This window comes from Polaribacter litorisediminis, from assembly GCF_019968605.1.
Taxonomy (GTDB): Bacteria; Bacteroidota; Bacteroidia; order Flavobacteriales; family Flavobacteriaceae; genus Polaribacter; species Polaribacter litorisediminis.
In genome coordinates this window covers 182,960-201,894 of the sequence record NZ_CP082966.1, presented here as the reverse complement: position 1 = coordinate 201,894, position 18,935 = coordinate 182,960, and the positions used below count along the sequence as shown (strand labels likewise).

The 18,935-nt window shown below is 31.5% G+C and carries 15 protein-coding genes; 7 read left to right on the top strand and 8 right to left on the bottom strand.

The window, feature by feature from the left end:
• The first annotated feature begins 116 nt into the window (after positions 1-116).
• The 3 genes from dnaE to K8354_RS00815 all read left to right on the top strand — a co-directional run bounded on the left by dnaE (position 117) and on the right by K8354_RS00815 (position 6,837).
• Entirely contained in the window at positions 117-4,457 is a 4,341-nt protein-coding gene (gene dnaE, locus K8354_RS00825; RefSeq protein WP_223444664.1) for a DNA polymerase III subunit alpha, read from the top strand.
• A gap of 408 nt (positions 4,458-4,865) precedes the next feature.
• Positions 4,866-6,200 carry a D-arabinono-1,4-lactone oxidase gene (locus K8354_RS00820; protein WP_223444663.1) on the top strand — a complete coding sequence of 445 codons (1,335 nt, stop codon included), beginning with the start codon at positions 4,866-4,868 and terminating at the stop codon, positions 6,198-6,200.
• Entirely contained in the window at positions 6,178-6,837 is a 660-nt protein-coding gene (locus K8354_RS00815) for an HAD family hydrolase (protein ID WP_223444662.1), read from the top strand. The genes K8354_RS00820 and K8354_RS00815 overlap by 23 nt, the downstream gene beginning before the upstream one ends.
• A 112-nt stretch (positions 6,838-6,949) precedes the next feature.
• Here K8354_RS00815 and gldA read toward each other — a convergent pair whose 3' ends face one another.
• From gldA to K8354_RS00785, 6 genes are all read right to left on the bottom strand, one after another.
• A complete protein-coding gene (gene gldA / locus K8354_RS00810) occupies positions 6,950-7,846 on the bottom strand; it encodes a gliding motility-associated ABC transporter ATP-binding subunit GldA (RefSeq protein WP_223444661.1) in 897 nt (298 codons plus the stop codon).
• Positions 7,847-7,947: 101 nt separating this feature from the next.
• Positions 7,948-8,718, bottom strand: a complete 771-nt coding sequence (locus tag K8354_RS00805; protein WP_223444660.1) for a hypothetical protein — start codon at positions 8,716-8,718, stop codon at positions 7,948-7,950.
• Positions 8,719-8,796: 78 nt separating this feature from the next.
• Positions 8,797-11,550: a carboxypeptidase-like regulatory domain-containing protein gene (locus tag K8354_RS00800; protein WP_223444659.1), complete on the bottom strand. Its 2,754-nt coding sequence runs from the start codon at positions 11,548-11,550 to the stop codon at positions 8,797-8,799.
• A 25-nt stretch (positions 11,551-11,575) separates the two neighbouring features.
• Positions 11,576-12,403: a GLPGLI family protein gene (locus K8354_RS00795; RefSeq protein ID WP_223444657.1), complete on the bottom strand. Its 828-nt coding sequence runs from the start codon at positions 12,401-12,403 to the stop codon at positions 11,576-11,578.
• A 104-nt stretch (positions 12,404-12,507) separates the two neighbouring features.
• A complete protein-coding gene (locus tag K8354_RS00790) occupies positions 12,508-13,350 on the bottom strand; it encodes a GLPGLI family protein (RefSeq protein ID WP_223444655.1) in 843 nt (280 codons plus the stop codon).
• A 3-nt stretch (positions 13,351-13,353) separates the two neighbouring features.
• Positions 13,354-13,737, bottom strand: a complete 384-nt coding sequence (locus K8354_RS00785) for a hypothetical protein (RefSeq protein ID WP_223444653.1) — start codon at positions 13,735-13,737, stop codon at positions 13,354-13,356.
• 122 nt (positions 13,738-13,859) lie between these two features.
• On the opposite strand from K8354_RS00785, the gene K8354_RS00780 reads away from it, so the two are divergent.
• The 3 genes from K8354_RS00780 to K8354_RS00770 are packed head-to-tail and all read left to right on the top strand — an operon-like array spanning position 13,860 to position 16,818.
• Complete coding sequence (locus tag K8354_RS00780) at positions 13,860-15,470, top strand: sensor histidine kinase (RefSeq protein WP_223444651.1); 1,611 nt, start codon at positions 13,860-13,862, stop codon at positions 15,468-15,470.
• On the top strand, positions 15,463-16,143 hold the full coding sequence (locus K8354_RS00775; protein WP_223444649.1) for a response regulator transcription factor: 681 nt from the start codon (positions 15,463-15,465) through the stop codon (positions 16,141-16,143). The genes K8354_RS00780 and K8354_RS00775 overlap by 8 nt, the downstream gene beginning before the upstream one ends.
• 60 nt (positions 16,144-16,203) lie before the next feature.
• A complete protein-coding gene (locus tag K8354_RS00770) occupies positions 16,204-16,818 on the top strand; it encodes a deoxynucleoside kinase (protein WP_223444647.1) in 615 nt (204 codons plus the stop codon).
• 215 nt (positions 16,819-17,033) lie between these two features.
• Here the strand turns inward: K8354_RS00770 and K8354_RS00765 are convergent, their stop codons facing one another.
• On the bottom strand, positions 17,034-17,186 hold the full coding sequence (locus tag K8354_RS00765; RefSeq protein WP_223444645.1) for a hypothetical protein: 153 nt from the start codon (positions 17,184-17,186) through the stop codon (positions 17,034-17,036).
• Positions 17,187-17,188: 2 nt separating this feature from the next.
• The gene (locus K8354_RS00760; protein WP_223444644.1) at positions 17,189-17,758 is read right to left on the bottom strand and encodes an RNA polymerase sigma factor; all 570 of its coding nucleotides are present in this window, start codon (positions 17,756-17,758) and stop codon (positions 17,189-17,191) included.
• A 199-nt stretch (positions 17,759-17,957) separates the two neighbouring features.
• Here K8354_RS00760 and K8354_RS00755 point away from each other — a divergent pair, with 199 nt between their 5' ends.
• A complete protein-coding gene (locus K8354_RS00755) occupies positions 17,958-18,821 on the top strand; it encodes a sigma-70 family RNA polymerase sigma factor (RefSeq protein WP_018942691.1) in 864 nt (287 codons plus the stop codon).
• Positions 18,822-18,935 lie beyond the last annotated feature (114 nt).

Below are 18,935 nucleotides of genomic sequence, written 5' to 3'. Positions count from 1 at the left end.
AAATTAAAAAGCACGTTGTTAACAACAACCAAAAAATCTTGTACCATTCTTAACAACAAATTCCTATTTTTACAGAACATTTATACAATTAATCACTTCAATAATTACCCATAGAAATGTACTTAATTTTCGATACTGAAACTACTGGTTTACCCAAAAGTTGGAACGCTCCTATAACAAATACAGATAACTGGCCAAGGTGTGTGCAAATTGCTTGGCAATTGCATGATGAAATGGGAAATGTTTTAGAACACAATGATTTTCTCATTAAACCAAAAGGCTATAACATTCCTTATGATGCCGAGAGAATTCACGGAATTTCTACTGAATTAGCTGAAGAACAAGGAATTACTTTAGACGAAAGTTTACGCTTATTTAATGAAGTTTTAAGCAAGACCAAATTTATTGTAGGTCAGAATTTGAATTTCGACATCAATATTATGGGCTGTGAATTTCATAGACTAGGCATTGAAAACACCCTAACCTCCCTCCCAATTTTAGATACGTGTACAGAAAAAACGGCATCCATGTGTCAGATTCCTGGAGGTCGTGGCGGCAAATTTAAATTACCAACCTTAACAGAATTACACAAACATTTATTCGGTACTAATTTTGGTGAAGCTCATAATGCAACCGCCGATGTAGAGGCAACTACCCGCTGTTTTTTAGAGTTAATTCGTCTTCGAGAATTTACCAAAGAACAATTAGATGTTGATGCAGATTATTTTAAAAATTTCTCTGAAATCAATCCAAAACCGATTCAGGTTATTGGTTTAAAACATATCAACCTAAAGAAAGAAAGTGACAAAATTCGCAAACGTCTAGAAAAATTAAAAGACAACGTAACGACTAAATCTACTTCTGTAGGTTTAGCGGAATTAGAAAACGTACAATTTTCGCATTTGCATAATCATACACAATATTCTGTTTTACAATCTACCATGCAAATTGGTCATATTGTAGCAGCCGCTGCCAAAGATAATATGCCAGCAGTTGCCATGACAGATACTGCGAATATGATGGCGTCTTTTCATTTTGTGAGTGCTGTTTTAAACCATAATAAAACTGCAGCAACTCCCATGAAACCGATTGTGGGTTGCGAGTTTAATGTGTGTGAAGATCACAAGAACAAATCCGTAAAAGACAATGGATATCAAGTTGTTTTATTAGCGAAAAACAAAAAAGGGTATCATAATTTAGCTAAAATGTCTTCGATTGCTTTTGTTGACGGATTTTACTATGTTCCAAGAATTGATCGCGAAATAATCAAAAAATACAAAGAAGATATTATTGTTTTAACGGGAAATTTATATGGTGAAGTTCCGAGTAAAATTCTAAATCTTGGAGAAAAACAAGCAGAAGATTCTTTAATTTGGTGGAAAGAGCAATTTAAAGATGATTTTTATATTGAATTGATGCGCCATCATCAACAAGACGAAAATATTGTCAATGAAACTTTATTAAAATTTTCTAAAAAGCACGATGTTAAAATTATTGCGACCAACAACACCTTTTATTTAGAGAAAAAAGATGCCAATGCCCACGATATTTTATTGTGTGTAAAAGATGGTGAGAAGCAAGCAACTCCTATTGGTAAAGGCCGTGGTTATCGATATGGTTTGCCTAATGATGAGTATTACTTCAAGTCGACGGCTGAAATGAAAACGCTTTTTGCTGATTTGCCCGAAGCCATTAGTAACATTCAAGAAATTGTTGATAAAATTGAGATTTTCACTTTGGCAAGAGACGTTTTGCTACCTGCTTTTGATATTCCTGATAAATTTAAAGATGCAAAAGATGAGGAAGACAAAGGTAAACGTGGTGAAAATAATTTCTTAAAACACTTAACGTTCGAGGGTGCTAAGAAACGTTACGGAGAAATTACCGAAAGTATCAAAGAACGTTTAGATTTTGAGCTCTCTGTGATTGAAAAAACTGGGTATCCTGGTTATTTTTTAATTGTTGAAGACTTTATTCGAGAAGCCAGAAAAATGGATGTTTCCGTAGGTCCTGGTCGTGGTTCTGCCGCGGGTTCTGTGGTTGCGTACTGCTTGTGGATTACCAATATAGACCCTATTAAATACGATTTACTTTTTGAGCGTTTCTTAAATCCAGAACGTGTTTCCATGCCCGATATCGATATTGATTTTGATGATGAAGGCCGAAGCCGAGTCATGGATTATGTCATCGATAAATATGGTGCCAATCAGGTTGCACAAATTATTACCTATGGCACCATGGCTGCAAAATCTTCTATAAGAGATACGGCTAGAGTTCTAGATTTACCACTGTTCGAAGCAGATAGAATTGCCAAATTAATTCCGTTAATTAAACTTAAAAATATTTTTGGGGAGGATGCAAAAAGTAAAGGTAAAGTTGCTGATTTAAGAGCAGAAGAAAAACAATTGGTCGAAGAGTTAAAAAATTTATCTTATGGAAATGATCTAACTTCAGAAACCATCAACAAAGCAACTATTTTAGAAGGCTCTGTTCGAAATACAGGAATTCACGCTTGTGGTGTTATCATTACTCCAGGAGATATTACCAATTATGTTCCTGTTGCACTCGCAAAAGATTCTGACATGTATGTTACGCAATTTGACAACTCTGTCGTGGAATCTGCAGGTTTGTTAAAAATGGATTTCTTGGGATTAAAAACGCTGACTTTAATTAAAGACACTGTTAAAATTGTAAAAGCAAAACATGATATAGATTTAGATCCGGATAGTTTTCCTTTGGATGATGAAAAAACGTATGAACTATTCCAAAAAGGAGAAACAGTGGGTATTTTTCAATACGAATCTCCAGGAATGCAAAAACATATGCGCTCTCTAAAACCAACTGTTTTTGCTGATTTAATTGCCATGAACGCCTTGTATAGACCCGGACCTATGGAATATATTCCGAGTTTTATCAACAGAAAACACGGTACTGAAGATATTGAATATGATTTACCTGCCATGGAAGAATATTTGGCAGAAACCTACGGAATTACAGTGTACCAAGAGCAAGTAATGTTGCTCTCACAAAAGTTGGCAAATTTCACCAAAGGTGAAGCCGATGTTTTACGAAAAGCCATGGGTAAAAAACAAATTGCGGTTTTAGATAAAATGAAACCAAAATTCATAGAGCAAGCAGGTGAAAATGGGCATGATGAAAAAAAGTTAGAAAAAATATGGAAAGATTGGGAGGCTTTTGCAAGTTATGCTTTTAACAAATCTCACTCTACTTGTTATGCTTGGATTGCCTATCAAACAGCCTACTTAAAAGCACATTATCCTGCAGAATATATGGCTTCTGTGCTTTCTAATAATATGAATGACATTAAATCGGTTTCCTTTTTTATGGAAGAATGTAAACGAATGGGCTTGCAAGTTTTAGGACCCGACTTAAATGAATCTTTCTTAAAATTCTCTGTAAATAATGATGGTGCTGTTCGTTTTGGAATGGCGGCAGTAAAAGGTGTGGGTGCTGGTGCGGTAAGAGCTATTATTAAGGAACGAGAAGAAAATGGCAATTATACGTCCATTTTTGATTTGGCAAAAAGAGTAGATTTACGTGCTGCAAACAAAAAATCTTTTGATAGTTTGATAAAAGCTGGTGCTTTTGATTCTTTTGCAGACACACATAGAGCACAATATTTTCATATCGATGAAAAGGGATTGACTTTCTTAGAACGTGCCATGAAATTCGGAAGTAAATATCAAGAAAACAAAAATTCTGCACAGGTTTCTATGTTTGGCGAAACATCTACCGTACAATTTCCAGAACCAGACATTCCTGAATGTGAAACTTGGGGAACCATGGAACTTTTATCACAAGAAAAAGAAGTCATCGGAATTTATATTTCTGCGCATCCTTTAGACGATTTTAAAAATGAAATGATTTTCTGCAACGCTTCCTTAAAACATTTTAAGGGTGATATTGGTAAATATGTGAACATGAATTTGTCTTTTGCAGGTATAATTTCTGATGTACAACATCGAGTTTCTAAAGCCGGAAAAGGTTGGGCAATGTTTACGATTGAAGATTATGGTGACAGTCATGAATTTAGAATTTTTGGCGAAGAATATTTAAGAATGAAACACTTTTTAGTGCCAAATTCCTTCTTATTTGTGCGCTGCACCATTCAGCCTGGATGGACAAATAAAGAAACAGGAATTGCTGGAGAACCAAGAATGAAATTTACAGAAATGAAACTATTGCACGATATTATGGATGAACTCTGCAAAAAAATAACCATTAAAATTCAATTACAGGACCTTCAGGAAAATACGATTTTAAATTTAGAAACCATTTTAAAAAATAATCCAGGAAAGCAATCTCTAAACTTTACCGTTTGGGATGCCAAAGAAAAAATTGAAGTAAGCTTGCCTAGTAGAAATACAAAAATAAAAGTGTCTAATGAATTGTTGGCAACGTTAGAGAATCAGCAAATAAATTTTAAACTAAACTAAAACTGAACTAAAGATGAACTTTTACTACTGCGGTTAATGATCTTCTTATGGATATCATACCATGAGTAGGTTTTTTTCTTATTTTGGTTATTAGAGTCCTTATATTTTTGTTTTTATTTATCCATAGCTTTAAAGAGTCTGTCTAAAAATTGAATTCCGTAAAATCAGCCATTCAAATTCAATTTTCTGCGTTACCAAATTTAAATTGATAAAGATTCCATCTCAGAAACATCAATAATTTCTAAAAACTTATTGTCATTTAAGAAAACACGCACCTTGAGAGTTGTTACGAAAACGTTTTCCTAGTTAATTATACGTTAAATTCACTTTAAAAAAGAAAATAAAGCAAGATCTTGTAAAGATTAAACGAGATAAATATTTACTTTTGTTTAACAATTTAAAGTTACCATGAAACAAAAAAAAGAAAATACTTGGGTTAGTTGGAATGAGAATTTAAAATATAACTACGACAAGCTTTACAAGATAAAATCAGAAGAAGAACTTCGCGAAGTAATAGCAACAAACGATAAAATTCGATTTTTTGGAAGTAAACAGTCCTCATCTGATATTGCAGCGGGCACAGACTCTTTAATTGACATGACAGGATATAATAAAATTGTGTCCTATGATGATGATGAAAAAACAATTACTGTTCAATCTGGATTGATATTAGGAGAATTATTAGAGGCAATCGAGGCGGTTGGCTGGTGTATTCCGTGTTTACCAGACATCAATACAATAACAATTGGTGGTGCTCTAGCAACGGGAACTCATGGAACAAGTGGAAAGTTACTTTGTGAGTATATGACGGAATGTACTTTGGTTTTAGCGGATGGCAGCATAAAAAAAATTACGGATAAAGATGAATTAATGGATGCTGTTCGTGTTTCTCTGGGGATGTTAGGAGTTATGTCTACCATCACTTTTAAGTGTGAAACCGAATACACTCTGCATGTAAAAGAAAGACCAGAATCTGATTCAGAATGGTTACCAAAAATTAAAGAGCGTCTTAAAACACATGATTTCTTAAGAATTTTATGGTTACCTCATACAGATAAAGGCTATGTAATTACAGGTGATAAAATTGATCCTAACAAAGAAGTTATAGAAAATATGGGGCCAAGTTATTTGAAACATCGAAGAACGGCATCAAAAATTTTATACAAGTACACACACGTTTTTCCTTGGATTACTGCCATAGCCAATAAATTACTATACAGAGGATTTTTTAACTCTAAAAAAGAGCATAAAGGATCTTTATACCAAGCAACGGTTACAAAATCTAGAGGTTCTACTTTAGAATTGGCAGAATGGACCATCGCCTTAGATAAATTTCCACAAGTTTTTGAGGAACTAAAAACAGAAATTAACAAATGGTCTAATAAATCTTTTATTCATATTCCTATGGATGTGCGTTTTGTACAAAAAGATAATTCTTGGTTAAGTTACGCTTACCAGCAAGACACGGTTACCATGGGTTGTGTTTCTAGAAATGCAGCCACTGCAGATACTTATGAAGCCTTTAAAAGTGTAGAAAAAGTTTTCTTAAAGCACGGCGGAAGGCCACATTGGGGAAAACGCTTTGAGGCAAAAGATGCACAATTGTCTAAAATTTATCCAAAATGGGAAGCTTTTAAAGAATTAAGAAGAGAATTAGATCCCACTAATAAGTTTTTAAATCCGTATTTGGCCAAATTAGTTAACGAAAAAAGCAAAATGAATGCAAGAAAAGTCATTGCCTAAAGGAGTATTATTTGATTTTGATGGGGTAGTTGTAGACAGTGCAGAAAGCCATAATAGTGCTTGGTCTTCTGCTTTTATAGAATTGTTTAAGCAGCCGATCGCATCATTTCCTAAAAGTTTGTCAGGAAAATCACCTATGGTGATTGCGAATTATTTTTGCAGTGTTATTGGCAAAGGAAATCAAACCGAAGATTTATTTTTATTAAAAGATAACCATTTAGATATTTATTTTAAAACTCCGAAGCTATTGCCAGGTGTGCATGAAATTGTTGCTTTTTTAAATAAAAACAAAATACCTAATGGAATTGCAAGCAATGCCACGAAACAATTTTTAAAAAATAGCATTCATCATTTAGAATTAGATTTTAATACTGTTTTCGGACTTCAAGATTATGAAAAACCTAAACCTGCGCCAGAAGCTTATATATCGTTAGCAAAAGCTTTAGATTTTATAGAAGATGATTTTAAAAATCTATGGGTTTTTGAAGATAGTTTAACCGGCACAACCGCAGCAAAATTAGCAGGCATGAACCCCATTGGAATTCTAACACAATATGATGAACAAGAATTAAAAGAAGCGGGAAGCACAATGGTTTTTCCAACCCTTTTGGAAGCCTATCAGTATTTATCAAAATAATGTTTTTTTCGTAAGTATTAAAAGTAAAACCTCTGCAAATATATTTGTAGAGGTTTCTTTTTATTTTCTACTTTCTAGATAACACCAAATCTGCATTGAAATATTTTAAAAACTATAATGTCGTTACCTCCCGAAAAAGGGTCTCTAGATTTTTAGTTTGTGCCGTTAATCCTAAAATTTTCAAATTGTTTTCTTGAGCAAAATCAAAAATTGTAGATCGCATATCTTCTTTAGAATTAAACGTTAACTGCCAAGTATTTTCCGCGCTATTTGTTGCTAAAACTAAATGCTTAAATTGATTGAATATCTTTTTATCAACCCCAGTATTCAAAGTAACTTCAATGATTTGTTGTTGCTTATTTTGGAGTTCAGATAGTTTTTTATCCACCAAAATTTCTCCTTTTTTAATGATGATGACACGATCGCAAACCGCTTCTACTTCTTGCATAATATGCGTAGAAAACAACACTGTTTTGTCTTTACCTAACTCTTTAATTAGTTCTCTAATTTCAACCAATTGATTAGGATCTAAGCCTGTTGTAGGTTCATCTAAAATTAATACTGATGGATTGTGCAAAATCGCTGCTGCTAAGCCTACTCTTTGCTGATATCCTTTAGATAATTGATGTATTTTTTTATGGGCTTCTGACGTTAAACCCACTTTTTCAATACAAATTTCTATTTGACTTTTATCGACTTTATAAATAGCCGCCTGAAATTGCAAATATTCGCGCACATACATCTCCTTATACAAAGGATTGTGTTCTGGTAAATACCCAATAATTCTTTTTGCTTCAATGGGGTTTTTTAAAACATCAATCTCATCCACAAAAACCTCACCTTCGTTGGGTTGTATAAAACCTGTTAGAATTTTCATTATGGTTGATTTTCCAGCACCATTGGGACCTAGAAAACCAATTATTTGTCCTTTATCCGCAGAAAAAGAAACGTTCGATACTGCTTTTTGAGTGTTGTAAATTTTACTAAGAGATGAAACTTTTATAGACATTTTAATTATTTATATTTTAGGTTTCGACAGCGTATATATTTAGCTTAGGCGAAAGGTTCAACCTGACATTTGGTTTTGTAATTAACGTTTTTTATGCTGATTTAGTTTACAATTTTTAATGTTTGTAACCTCATCTTCCGAATATTTTTCATTCTTCGCCATGCTATTTTATGACGCTTTTTATACAACCATAAAGTAACTAAATCAAAACCAAAATAGAAAAAACTAATACCGCTTGGTGGGTTTGCACTTGGTAAAAAAGGAATGTTATCCCAAGCGGTAGTTGGCCACCACCAACATTCAAAAGCGGTACCGACAATTTCTAAATACGATACGGCTATAAACATGGTTAAGTAAAACATTCTCTCTCTGGGTTTCTTTCTTAATATCAGTAAAGTAGCGATTGTTAAAACAAATCCGAAAACATCATTTTTAAAAATTAAAAAAGTAGTAGCGATTACAATAATTAATAGTGTAAATACTTTTTCTAAGAACCTTTTATTGTTTTTAGCGTAGGGTGTTTTTGTAAAATAGATAACCGCTGCATAGACCAAAGCATGTCCCATAGGGATATAATGGGGTACATTTTCTAATCGATATGTATACATACCCGTTCCTATAGAAAAAGTATATTCTACGATGATTGCAATAAGTACAATATACAGCATTTGCTCTTTAATTCTTGGACTTCCTTTAAAAAAGGTAATTGAAAAAATAACCACCATCAGCCAATTTGCAAACCATTGCAAGTCTTGATAATTCTCTACCATAAAAACACTGTCTATAAGAAGACCGAAAAATATGTAGAAAAATAAAACTCCTAGCGTTTTAAAGAATGCTGAAAAAAAAGTTTGTGAAGTTACTGCACTCATTTGGCTAAAATAAATAAAGTAAATAAAAAATGACTCAAAAAAATTGAGCCATTTTTAACAAATACAAAAAAGTACGTATTACAATTGATAACGAATTCTAAAACTTATAAATCTTGGTAAAATAAAACGTTCATTTAAAGTAAAAGCAAAAACGCTTTGACTTACAGCTGCTTCAGATCCTGTTGCTAATAAGTTGTTACCCACAACTTCATATTCCAATTTTGCATCTCTGTCTTTTCTATACGCTAATTTAGCATTCCAAATACTAAAGGTATTTGTAGTTACGCCATTTTGTCTTTGTTCATTAAAAGAAAAATCTGAAGTTAAGGTTACAGAATTCCAGATATACGCATCAAAATTTATAGAGGGCCTATGATTTACAGACTTGAAAACTTGCGCTCTTGAGCTGTTTTCTTGATTACTAAAGTTTACATTGTAACTTAAAGTCACATTTGGTGCTTTTGTAAAGTTCGTACCAATTCTGGTGTTAAAACCATAACCCGTATTAATGTTTGTGTTTTCATCTTCATTAATGAATTGATAGCTCTTATTGTAATTATAACTACCTCCTAAACGAGTTTGTATTTTACCAATTCTTTTGCCAGCAAATAAAGACGCAGAAAAACTTTCATTATCTAATGGAGAGTTAATAGATGTACTACTAGCAACTACAGAACCTGGCGCAAAATTTGTATTTCTATTTACTTGATCAATCGTTCTTCTGTAATTAATTCTAGAAAATACATTACTATTGTTAAACAAATTAAAGCTACTGTATCTTAAACTTACATTATGAAAACTTGAATTTATTAATTCTGGATTTCCTGCAAAAAAAGAATCATAATTATTTGCCACAATACCTCTAGCTATTTGATTTACATCTGTAAAATTAACCTCTTGTCTATAGGTAAACGTTAAACTTTCACTTCTCTTAAATTGAGCAATCGTTTCAAATTCTGGAAGAAATTTAAAAAATTCATCAGTAAAAGTTTCTAAACCATATTGTGTGTTATTCGAATTATAAGAATGTACAGTAAAACCAGGTGTAAAAGTAAAAATACCTGCTTTTAAACGATATCTTAATCCTGCATAAATATCCGTAAAATTATATTGGGTATCGTTTGTTATTTCCGGATTTTCGATTCCGGTTATATTTGTTGGGTTTGGATCTAATTCCGCACCATTATCCAAAATTTGGAAAAAACGTGAATTAAAATTTTGCGAACTTAAAATAGTACCTGTCACAAAGTTTAAATTACTTTTTTGATTTAAGATATAATAGTAGTCCAATTTTGCGTCTAATTGATTGGTTTTCACCTTACGATCTTGCTCTAATGTATAGAACATATTTGTTCTGTCTAAACCTAAATTTTCTGCGGCATCATCAAAGCCATCATTATCGGCATCATCATTATTGTTCGGGTCATTTTCTAAAGAAGCTACATAAAACGGATCTTCGTCTTGTAGCAAATGCTTTACTTCTAAGGCAAAAATACTTTTTTCACTTGCTGTGTAGAAATAACTAAAGTCTTGATTAATAGTGTAAGGTGTTGCATTTTCATCTTGAACAATATCGCTTAAAACTCTAGACTCTATACTTTGGTTGCTAAACTCATTCGAAAAACGTCCTGCAACATTATAATTCAATTGATTGTTAAAATCTTTTTTATAGATAGAGCTAAAACGAAACAAACCTGTATTACTCGTTTGGTCTGTTTTAGTATCTCTAAATTCATCTGGAATATTAGGGTCTACATAATCAATATCAGATATATTTCTTTGGCCGTTACTATTACCAGACCAAATTAAGAAACCACTTAAATCTAATTTTTTATTTGGTGAGTAGCTAAAGTTTAAAGCAGATAATTTACTTTCTATTCTGTTTGCATTTCTCGCTCCAGCATTTAAAAACCCAATTCCGGCATCTGCAATGTTAATATTTGTTCCGTTAGATGGACTTTGACTTTGAAAACTACCACCAAAACTTCTTGCATCTCTCCTACTGATTACAACATCACCTAAATTATTAACATCACCAATGATATTAATGGTGTATTTTGGTGTGTAATAAAATAATTTAGGTTGAAATAAATAAAGGGTTTCATCTTGAGATTGACCTCCACCAAAAGAAACATCTCCAAACCAAAAGTTCTTTTTACCTTCTTTTAATTTAATATTGATAGCAACTCGATCTTGATTATTTTGAACGCCACTTAATTGACTAACATTCGAGTAGTTTCTTAAAACCTGAATTTTATCAACAGCGTTGGAAGGAATGTTTTCTGTAGCTAATTTTGTATCACCACTAAAGAATTCTTTTCCATCCACCATAATTTTTTCAACAGCTTTACCTTCTACTTCTATTTGCCCTTGATCATTAATTTCTACTCCAGGTAATTTTTCAAGCACATCTTTTAACTTTCTTTCTGAACCATTTTTAAAAGAATCTGCGTTATAAATTATGGTATCCCCTTTAATAGTAACTGGCATTTTAGACACTATATTTATACCATCTAACATGTTATCTTCTAACATGATATAGTCTTTTGTAATATTCTCTGATTTTGATTTTATAAATTCGCTTATTTCTTTAAAGCCAACATAACTAATTTTAATGTTATAGACTTTATTTTTCTGTAAATCTAATTTAAAATTCCCATTAGCATCTGTAAAACCAAAAGAACTAATTCTTTTTGCTACGGTGTCTATAGCTATTACGTTTGCCATTTCTAAAGGCGCTCCGATAGAGTCTTTTACAATTCCGGAAAGTTTAATTTGAGCACTAGTAATGAATGTCACCATAAAAATGGCGATAAGTAGTATTTTTTTCATGTTATTATTTGGTTATTTTGTAAGATTAGAATCTACCTCTGCCACTTCTTCTGTTGTTCTGAAAGCGCTCTCTTAGTTCTTCTGTTTTTACTCTAATGATTTCATTATACTCTTCTCTAGAAACTTCTTTTCCTTTGGTTGGCTCTTCTATTTCTAAAACCTCATCAGAACTAATTGAAACTTCGGTGCAAAGCATGGTTGTTCTACCTGCATTGATTTCTAAAATTAAACCTGGCAAACCATAGTATTTATCCGGACCTGCGCTTATAGGAATTTGTGGAGAATACCAAGCGGTAACGTTTAGCATTTTTTTCTCATCCTTTTTAGTATTGGTAGAATCTTTTTCTTTTTGATTTCCTCTTCTAAACATACCTCCCCAATCTATACTTTTATCTTCTATAACTAAGGTTGCTTTATAACAAGTATAGTTTCCTATTTTTTTAGTTTCTGTACCCATTTCCCATTGAGGTTGCTCCATTTCTTCAACAATTAAAAAACGTTTGCTAAATTGCTCTACGTCCTCAATCATTTTTTTATCTTTTGTACTTTTATAAATAGAACCTTGTCCATTGCTTCTTCCCCAACTTGGACCAGAAGCTCCAGGAGCTTCTAAAGCAACATTTTCTTTGAAAGAAGAAGTTGATTTCGTAAAAGTTAATGTATATGTTTTTTCTAAGAAGTTTTTCATACGAGCCATCCTTTGTTTTTTTTGTTGCTCGCTCATTTGATCGCCAAACACACTCATGTCCATTGTTGTTTTAGACATATAAGTGGCTTTCCCCTGAAAATCTTTTTGAGCAAACGTTGTAAGGGTAACAACCAGCGCGATTAATACAGTAATAATTGATTTCATTAAGTTTAATTTAGATTAGTTTGAGACAAAATTATCTTTTTAATACTCTGTAGGACTTAAAAAAAACATAAAAGTTTAAAGGCTTTGGGAAAAGTTTAACATATCTATCCGCCCATCTTTATATTAATGCCATTTCCTAAATCAATTCCTTTTCTACCTTTCATTTTTTCCATCATTTCTTGATTTTTTTGTTTCTGAATTTTATCAAATTTTTTCTTAGAAACTTCTTTACCTTTTGTGGGCTCTTCTATGGTTATTGTTTTCTCTGGATTTAAGATAATTTCTGTACAGACAATTAAATTTTTACCATCATTTATTTCTAAAATTAAACCTGGCAACCCTTGGTAATCGGCAGGTCCATTACTTATTGGCACTTCAGTAGTGTACCAAGCAGTCGTAGTAACATTTTCTGTCGTTTTGGTTTCTTTTGATTCGCCATTAATCATACTCATGTTAATATTTTCTACCTCTTTAGAAAAAGTAGCTTTATAGCAAGTATAAGTACCAATACTCTTTGTTTCTGAAGATAATTCCCACTCATATTTTTCTAATGCATCTTTCACTAAAAATGGTTTTCCCATAATTTCAGTTTTGTTGGCAAATCTATTTTCCTTTATATCCTTATAATATAAATCTGCACTTCCTGAACCACCAAAAGACATTACAACCATTTTACGACTACCTGCTCGAGGAGTAGGATCGTCTAGTTTTACATCTTCTTTATACATTGATGTAGTTTTATCAAACTCTAAGATAAAAGTTTTCTGATTCATCTTCTGCATTCTTTTTTGCAGCTCTTCTTGCATTTTATCGGTAACACCTTTTTGGTTATCGCCAAAACGTATATTGGACTTTCTACTTGTTTTATAGGTAGCTTTTCCGTTAAAATTTTGTGCACTTAAGGCTGTTGCAAATACTAATGCCAGTGTTGTTATAATTGCTCTCATAATTTATTCGTTTTCGTATTTTTTATATAATTTTATTAGTCCATTAATTCCTTTTTTAGATTTAGCTATTAAATCATCTAAATTTTTTGATTTTCCTTCCACAGTAAATTTACCAGCAATAGAAACTTTTTGATTTTCAGTTTTTTTTAAATCGATTCCAAAACTCATTTTAATAAGTTCCTCATCTTTATTTGTTTCAAAGATCGTTTTTACCTCATCCCAATCTATATTTTTTAATTCTTTAACAGAATCTACTTTATAAGACATAGAAGTTACTTTTACCTCTGTATTCGTATTTTTTATAGACTCATTTATTGCAACACTTTTATGTTGTGCTAATACTATTGAGGTACATAATAAAAGGAATACTGTTGTTACTTTTTTCATGATATATTGTTTTCATTTGATTACACTACAAAGATGCAACATCAACTTACTTTTTAAAGTTAACGAACGTTAACGAGTGTTAACCAAGTAATTTTATTAAAATTACTACCTATATTTGACCCATGAAAAACAAAAAATATACTTGGATTTTCTATTTAATTGCTGTTACAGTAGTTGCAACAATTGGCGTGCAATTCTATTGGAACTTCAAAAATTACGAAGAAAATAAACAACGAGTTAGGAATGAAATTCAGTTAAGTTTAGACAATGCTGTAGAAGAATATTATGCAACTTTGGCTAAAAAAGACTTTTTAACAATTTTACAACCTGGTAAAGATAATATCGACATTAAATTTTCTGCTGAGACACCTTTCGATTCTTTAATGAAGAATATTAAAAATGGGAAAAATGAAGGTGTAAAACCAAAATTCACCATTAATAGTATTAAAATGACTTCGGATGAAAACCTATCTCAAAAGCAGTTAGATTCGATGATGATTGATATGAAAAAATTGGCGATTGAATTAAATTCTGATGAGTTTGCCAAAAATCATACTAAAAAGAAAAGCGATTCTACGTTGCTATTTACACAGTTTATAGATGCAAGAAACGGGTTTAACCTTCATAAAAATGGTAAAAAAAATTCTGTAAAATATTTTAAAGGAAAAAAATCTGCGGATAGTTTAAAGTTGATTAAAAATTTAAAACCCATGTTTATTTCTTATTTTAATAATTCTATAAACTATAAGAAAGTAGATTCTTTAATAACATTACAACTAAAACAAAAAGGAATTGACGTAAAAACAAGTTTTCACCACATAAAAAAAGATACACTTTTTCATCAAACCAAAGATTCAGTTTTAGATTCGGAAACCTTTGTGGTAACATCAAAATCTACTTATGTGAAAGATGATCAAGGATTTGAATTGGTCTATAATAACCCGAATTTTGAGGCTTTACAAAGAAGTTTTGGTGGCATTTCACTTTCTCTTTTGTTATCACTCTTAATTATTTCTAGCTTGTTTTATTTGTTAAAAATTATCAATCAGCAAAAAGAACTGGCCATCATAAAAAACGATTTAATTAGCAATATTACACACGAATTTAAAACACCAATTGCCACCGTTTCTACAGCTATTGAAGCCATCGAAAATTTTAATGTTTTAGAGGATAAAGAAAAAACAAAAAAATACTTGGCAATGTCTGGTGTTCAGTTGAAAAAACTGCATCAAATGGTGGAAAAATTACTAGAAACCGCAACTTTAGATAGTGAACAATTACTCTTAAAAAAAGAAACGATTGATGTTGTTGAAATGACCGAAAGATTGGTAAACAAGCATAAAATGTTAGCCAATCAAAAAGAGCTTGTTTTTTCATCAAATTTAAAACCTATTTATTTGCATATTGATGTTTTTCATTTTGAAAATGTGATTTCTAACTTAATTGATAATGCTATTAAATATGGTGGAAATAGGATTGAAATCAATATAAATTCCATTTTAAAATCTACAGAAATAACGATTGCTGATGATGGAAATGGCATTGAAAAAAATCAACAAGAAAAGATTTTTGATAAATTTTACAGAGTATCAAAAGGAAACACACATGATGTAAAAGGTTTTGGAATTGGCTTGTATTACTGTAAAAAAATAATCGATAAACATGCTGGAAACATCACTTTAAATTCTGATAAAAAACAAACCGTTTTTAAAATAACAATGCCCAATGAGTAAGATAAAAGTACTTTTAGCAGAAGATGAAGCTAGTTTAGGCATGATTGTAAAAGAGAGTCTAGAATCTAGAAATTTCGAGGTTTTTCATGCTGAAAACGGCGAAGAAGCCTTAGAAATATACCAAAAAGAAGCACCCGATATTTTAGTGTTAGATGTAATGATGCCCGTAAAAGATGGTTTTACATTAGCGAAAGAAATCCGTTTAGAAAACAAAAGAATTCCGATTATTTTTCTCACGGCAAAATCGCAAACTTCCGATGTTTTAGAAGGTTTTAAGCATGGTGGAAATGATTATTTAAAAAAACCCTTTTCTATGGAAGAATTAATTGTTAGAATTAAAGCTTTACTGAATAGAATTGAATTAAAAATAAATGTAGATAGGATAAAAATTGGGGTGTATATTTTTAATTATACCAAACAAACATTGGCCTATTTTGATGTTTTAGAAACGTTAACTCACAGAGAAGCTCAGCTACTTTTTTATCTTGTTGAAAATAAAAATAAAATATTAGACAGAACGTTTATTTTAAATAAATTATGGGGAAATGACGATTTCTTTACTGCAAGAAGTATGGATGTTTTTATCAGTAAACTTCGCAAAAAATTAAAAGAAGATCCAAACATTCAAATTTTAAATGTGCGAGGTTTCGGATATAAATTAATCTGTTCATAATTGATACCTTATATTTTTCACTACTTTTGTGTCTCTCGTTAATTTAAGAATGTAAATAATATGCACGTTGCAATTGCAGGTAATATTGGTGCTGGCAAAACCACACTAACCAAACTTTTAGCCAAACACTATAAATGGAAACCACATTTTGAGGCGGTAGATGAAAATCCTTATTTAGACGATTTTTACGCAGAAATGGAACGCTGGTCTTTTAATTTACAGGTCTATTTTTTAAACAGCCGTTTTCGTCAGATATTAGAATTAAGAGAAACGGGTAAAAACATTATTCAAGATAGAACGATTTATGAGGATGCGCATATTTTTGCTCCCAACTTGCATGCCATGGGTTTAATGACCAATCGAGATTTTGGGAATTATAGCTCGCTTTTTGATTTGATGGAAAACTTGGTCATGCCGCCAGATTTATTAATTTATTTGCGTGCGGACATCTCTACTTTAGTGGGTCAAATACATAAAAGAGGCAGAGAATATGAAAACTCAATTAGCATCGATTATTTAAGCCGATTAAACGAACGCTATGAAGCCTGGATTTCTACCTATAAAAAAGGAAAACTATTAGTTATTGATGTAGATAATTTAGATTTTGTAACCAATCAAGAAGATTTAGGATTTGTAATCGATAGAATAGATTCTCAAATTAATGGATTATTTTAATACTTTGAAAAATAAAAAGAAAAGAGACCGAAAAACGGTCTCTTTTTTTTGTGATCAAAAATCACATATGATAGCTAGTCCCCCAACGTATCTATCATATTTTCTGTATTAAAATTAATTCAACATTTTTAATACACTGTTTACAATTTCTATAAAAGCAATCTTAAATTTATCAATTTTTTTTTAAAAAAAGATCTTCTATACTGTATTCTTCTTTAAAAATCACCCATCGTATTCAGGTGTTTTACTACCATTAATTGAGTAGTATCTTCGGCAAATTGCATCCTATAAATATCATCAAACACCTTTTGCTTTAATGCATTTGGCACTTCATATTGCAAAACTATTTTCTTAAAAGGATTACTCATTTTTACAATTCTTCATAAGCACTAATCACTTTTTGTTTGGCTCTTTTAACACGCATTTTAACCGCACTTTCTCCAATATTTAAAGCTTCTTTGATTTCTGTAATACTCATTTCATCTTGATATTTCATTAAAAGGATCATTTTATCTTTAGGTGCTATTAAAGACATCGCCTTTGCTAATTTCGCAGATTTTAATTCATATAGCTGTGCATCTTCTATTTCCTCCCAGACATCTTCTTCTTTTATTTGATCTGTGACCACCGTAACTTTTTCTTTCTTTTTATAATGACTTCTTTGTACGTAATTCACACAAAAATTATAAGTAAAAGAATACAACCAAGTGGAAAACTTTGAGTCTCCCCGAAACGTTTTCAATTTTACAAACAGTCTTACAAAAACATCGTGTGTTAAATCTTCTGCCTCTTCTTTACTATTGGCAAAGCCATAACATTTATTGTAAACTAGTTTAGAAAATCGGTCATATAAAACAGCAAATAATGCTGCGTTGTTTGTTGTTGCAATTTCAAAGACTAATTCTTCATCCGATAATTTCTGTAAAACAATAGCTTCCAATCCTTCTTAATTTTAAGACACAAAAAAAGGGAATACGTCACATATTATAGTAAAAAAAAGCTAATCTGTAGGTTCTCCTCGTTGAACGTGTATTTTTTCACTTTTAAAAAAAATAATACTTTTTGTAACATTAATACAAATTTATACGTATAAGAACTTGTAGGCATACATGAATCTTTTAAAACGCACAACAATTTAGATGAGACAACTTAAAATTACCAAGCAGGTTACCAATAGAGAAACTGCATCCCTAGACAAATATTTACAAGAAATTGGAAAAGTAGATTTAATTACTGCAGATGAAGAAGTAGAATTAGCACAGCTAATTAAAGCAGGTGATCAAAGAGCATTAGAAAAATTAACGAAAGCCAATTTAAGATTTGTTGTATCTGTTGCAAAACAATATCAAAACCAAGGTTTAACCTTACCCGATTTAATAAATGAAGGAAATTTAGGTTTAATTAAAGCCGCTAAACGTTTCGATGAAACGAGAGGTTTTAAATTTATATCCTATGCCGTATGGTGGATTCGTCAATCGATCTTACAAGCATTAGCAGAACAATCTAGAATTGTACGTTTACCGTTAAATAAAATTGGTTCTATCAATAAAATTAACAAAATGTACGCCTTTTTAGAGCAAGAAAATGAACGCCCACCAAGTGCGGAAGAAATTGCGAAGAAACTAGACATGACGGTAAATGACGTAAAAGAGTCTATGAAGAATTCTGGACGCCACGTCTCTATGGATGCGCCTTTAATTGAAGGTGAAGATTCTAACTTATATGATGTCTTAAATTCTGGAGAATCTCCAAATCCTGATAGAGTTTTATTACATGAATCTTTACGTATCGAAATTAACAGAGCCTTAGAAACATTAACGCCTCGTGAGGCAGATGTTGTAAAGTTATATTTTGGTTTAGGAGAACACCAACCCATGACTTTAGAAGAAATCGGTGAAACATTCGATTTAACTCGTGAACGTGTTCGTCAAATAAAAGAAAAAGCAATTAGAAGATTAAAACATACCTCTAGAAGTAAAATCTTAATGACATACCTAGGCTAGTAATCTCAGATTACTTTTGGTATTTCAATCTTAAGAAAAAGAAATCGTTTAGTATGTATTTATAAAAACTCTCAAATTTATTTTTGGGAGTTTTTTATTGGAAGCTATTTCCTG

What these genes read in the sequence shown, in the direction of transcription:
- dnaE (WP_223444664.1), top strand. Translation starts at nt 117, where the DNA reads ATGTACTTAATTTTCGATACTGAAACTACTGGTTTACCCAAAAGTTGG.
- K8354_RS00820 (WP_223444663.1), top strand. Translation starts at nt 4,866, where the DNA reads ATGAAACAAAAAAAAGAAAATACTTGGGTTAGTTGGAATGAGAATTTA.
- K8354_RS00815 (WP_223444662.1), top strand. Translation starts at nt 6,178, where the DNA reads ATGCAAGAAAAGTCATTGCCTAAAGGAGTATTATTTGATTTTGATGGG.
- gldA (WP_223444661.1), bottom strand. Translation starts at nt 7,846, where the DNA reads ATGTCTATAAAAGTTTCATCTCTTAGTAAAATTTACAACACTCAAAAA.
- K8354_RS00805 (WP_223444660.1), bottom strand. Translation starts at nt 8,718, where the DNA reads ATGAGTGCAGTAACTTCACAAACTTTTTTTTCAGCATTCTTTAAAACG.
- K8354_RS00800 (WP_223444659.1), bottom strand. Translation starts at nt 11,550, where the DNA reads ATGAAAAAAATACTACTTATCGCCATTTTTATGGTGACATTCATTACT.
- K8354_RS00795 (WP_223444657.1), bottom strand. Translation starts at nt 12,403, where the DNA reads ATGAAATCAATTATTACTGTATTAATCGCGCTGGTTGTTACCCTTACA.
- K8354_RS00790 (WP_223444655.1), bottom strand. Translation starts at nt 13,350, where the DNA reads ATGAGAGCAATTATAACAACACTGGCATTAGTATTTGCAACAGCCTTA.
- K8354_RS00785 (WP_223444653.1), bottom strand. Translation starts at nt 13,737, where the DNA reads ATGAAAAAAGTAACAACAGTATTCCTTTTATTATGTACCTCAATAGTA.
- K8354_RS00780 (WP_223444651.1), top strand. Translation starts at nt 13,860, where the DNA reads ATGAAAAACAAAAAATATACTTGGATTTTCTATTTAATTGCTGTTACA.
- K8354_RS00775 (WP_223444649.1), top strand. Translation starts at nt 15,463, where the DNA reads ATGAGTAAGATAAAAGTACTTTTAGCAGAAGATGAAGCTAGTTTAGGC.
- K8354_RS00770 (WP_223444647.1), top strand. Translation starts at nt 16,204, where the DNA reads ATGCACGTTGCAATTGCAGGTAATATTGGTGCTGGCAAAACCACACTA.
- K8354_RS00765 (WP_223444645.1), bottom strand. Translation starts at nt 17,186, where the DNA reads ATGAGTAATCCTTTTAAGAAAATAGTTTTGCAATATGAAGTGCCAAAT.
- K8354_RS00755 (WP_018942691.1), top strand. Translation starts at nt 17,958, where the DNA reads ATGAGACAACTTAAAATTACCAAGCAGGTTACCAATAGAGAAACTGCA.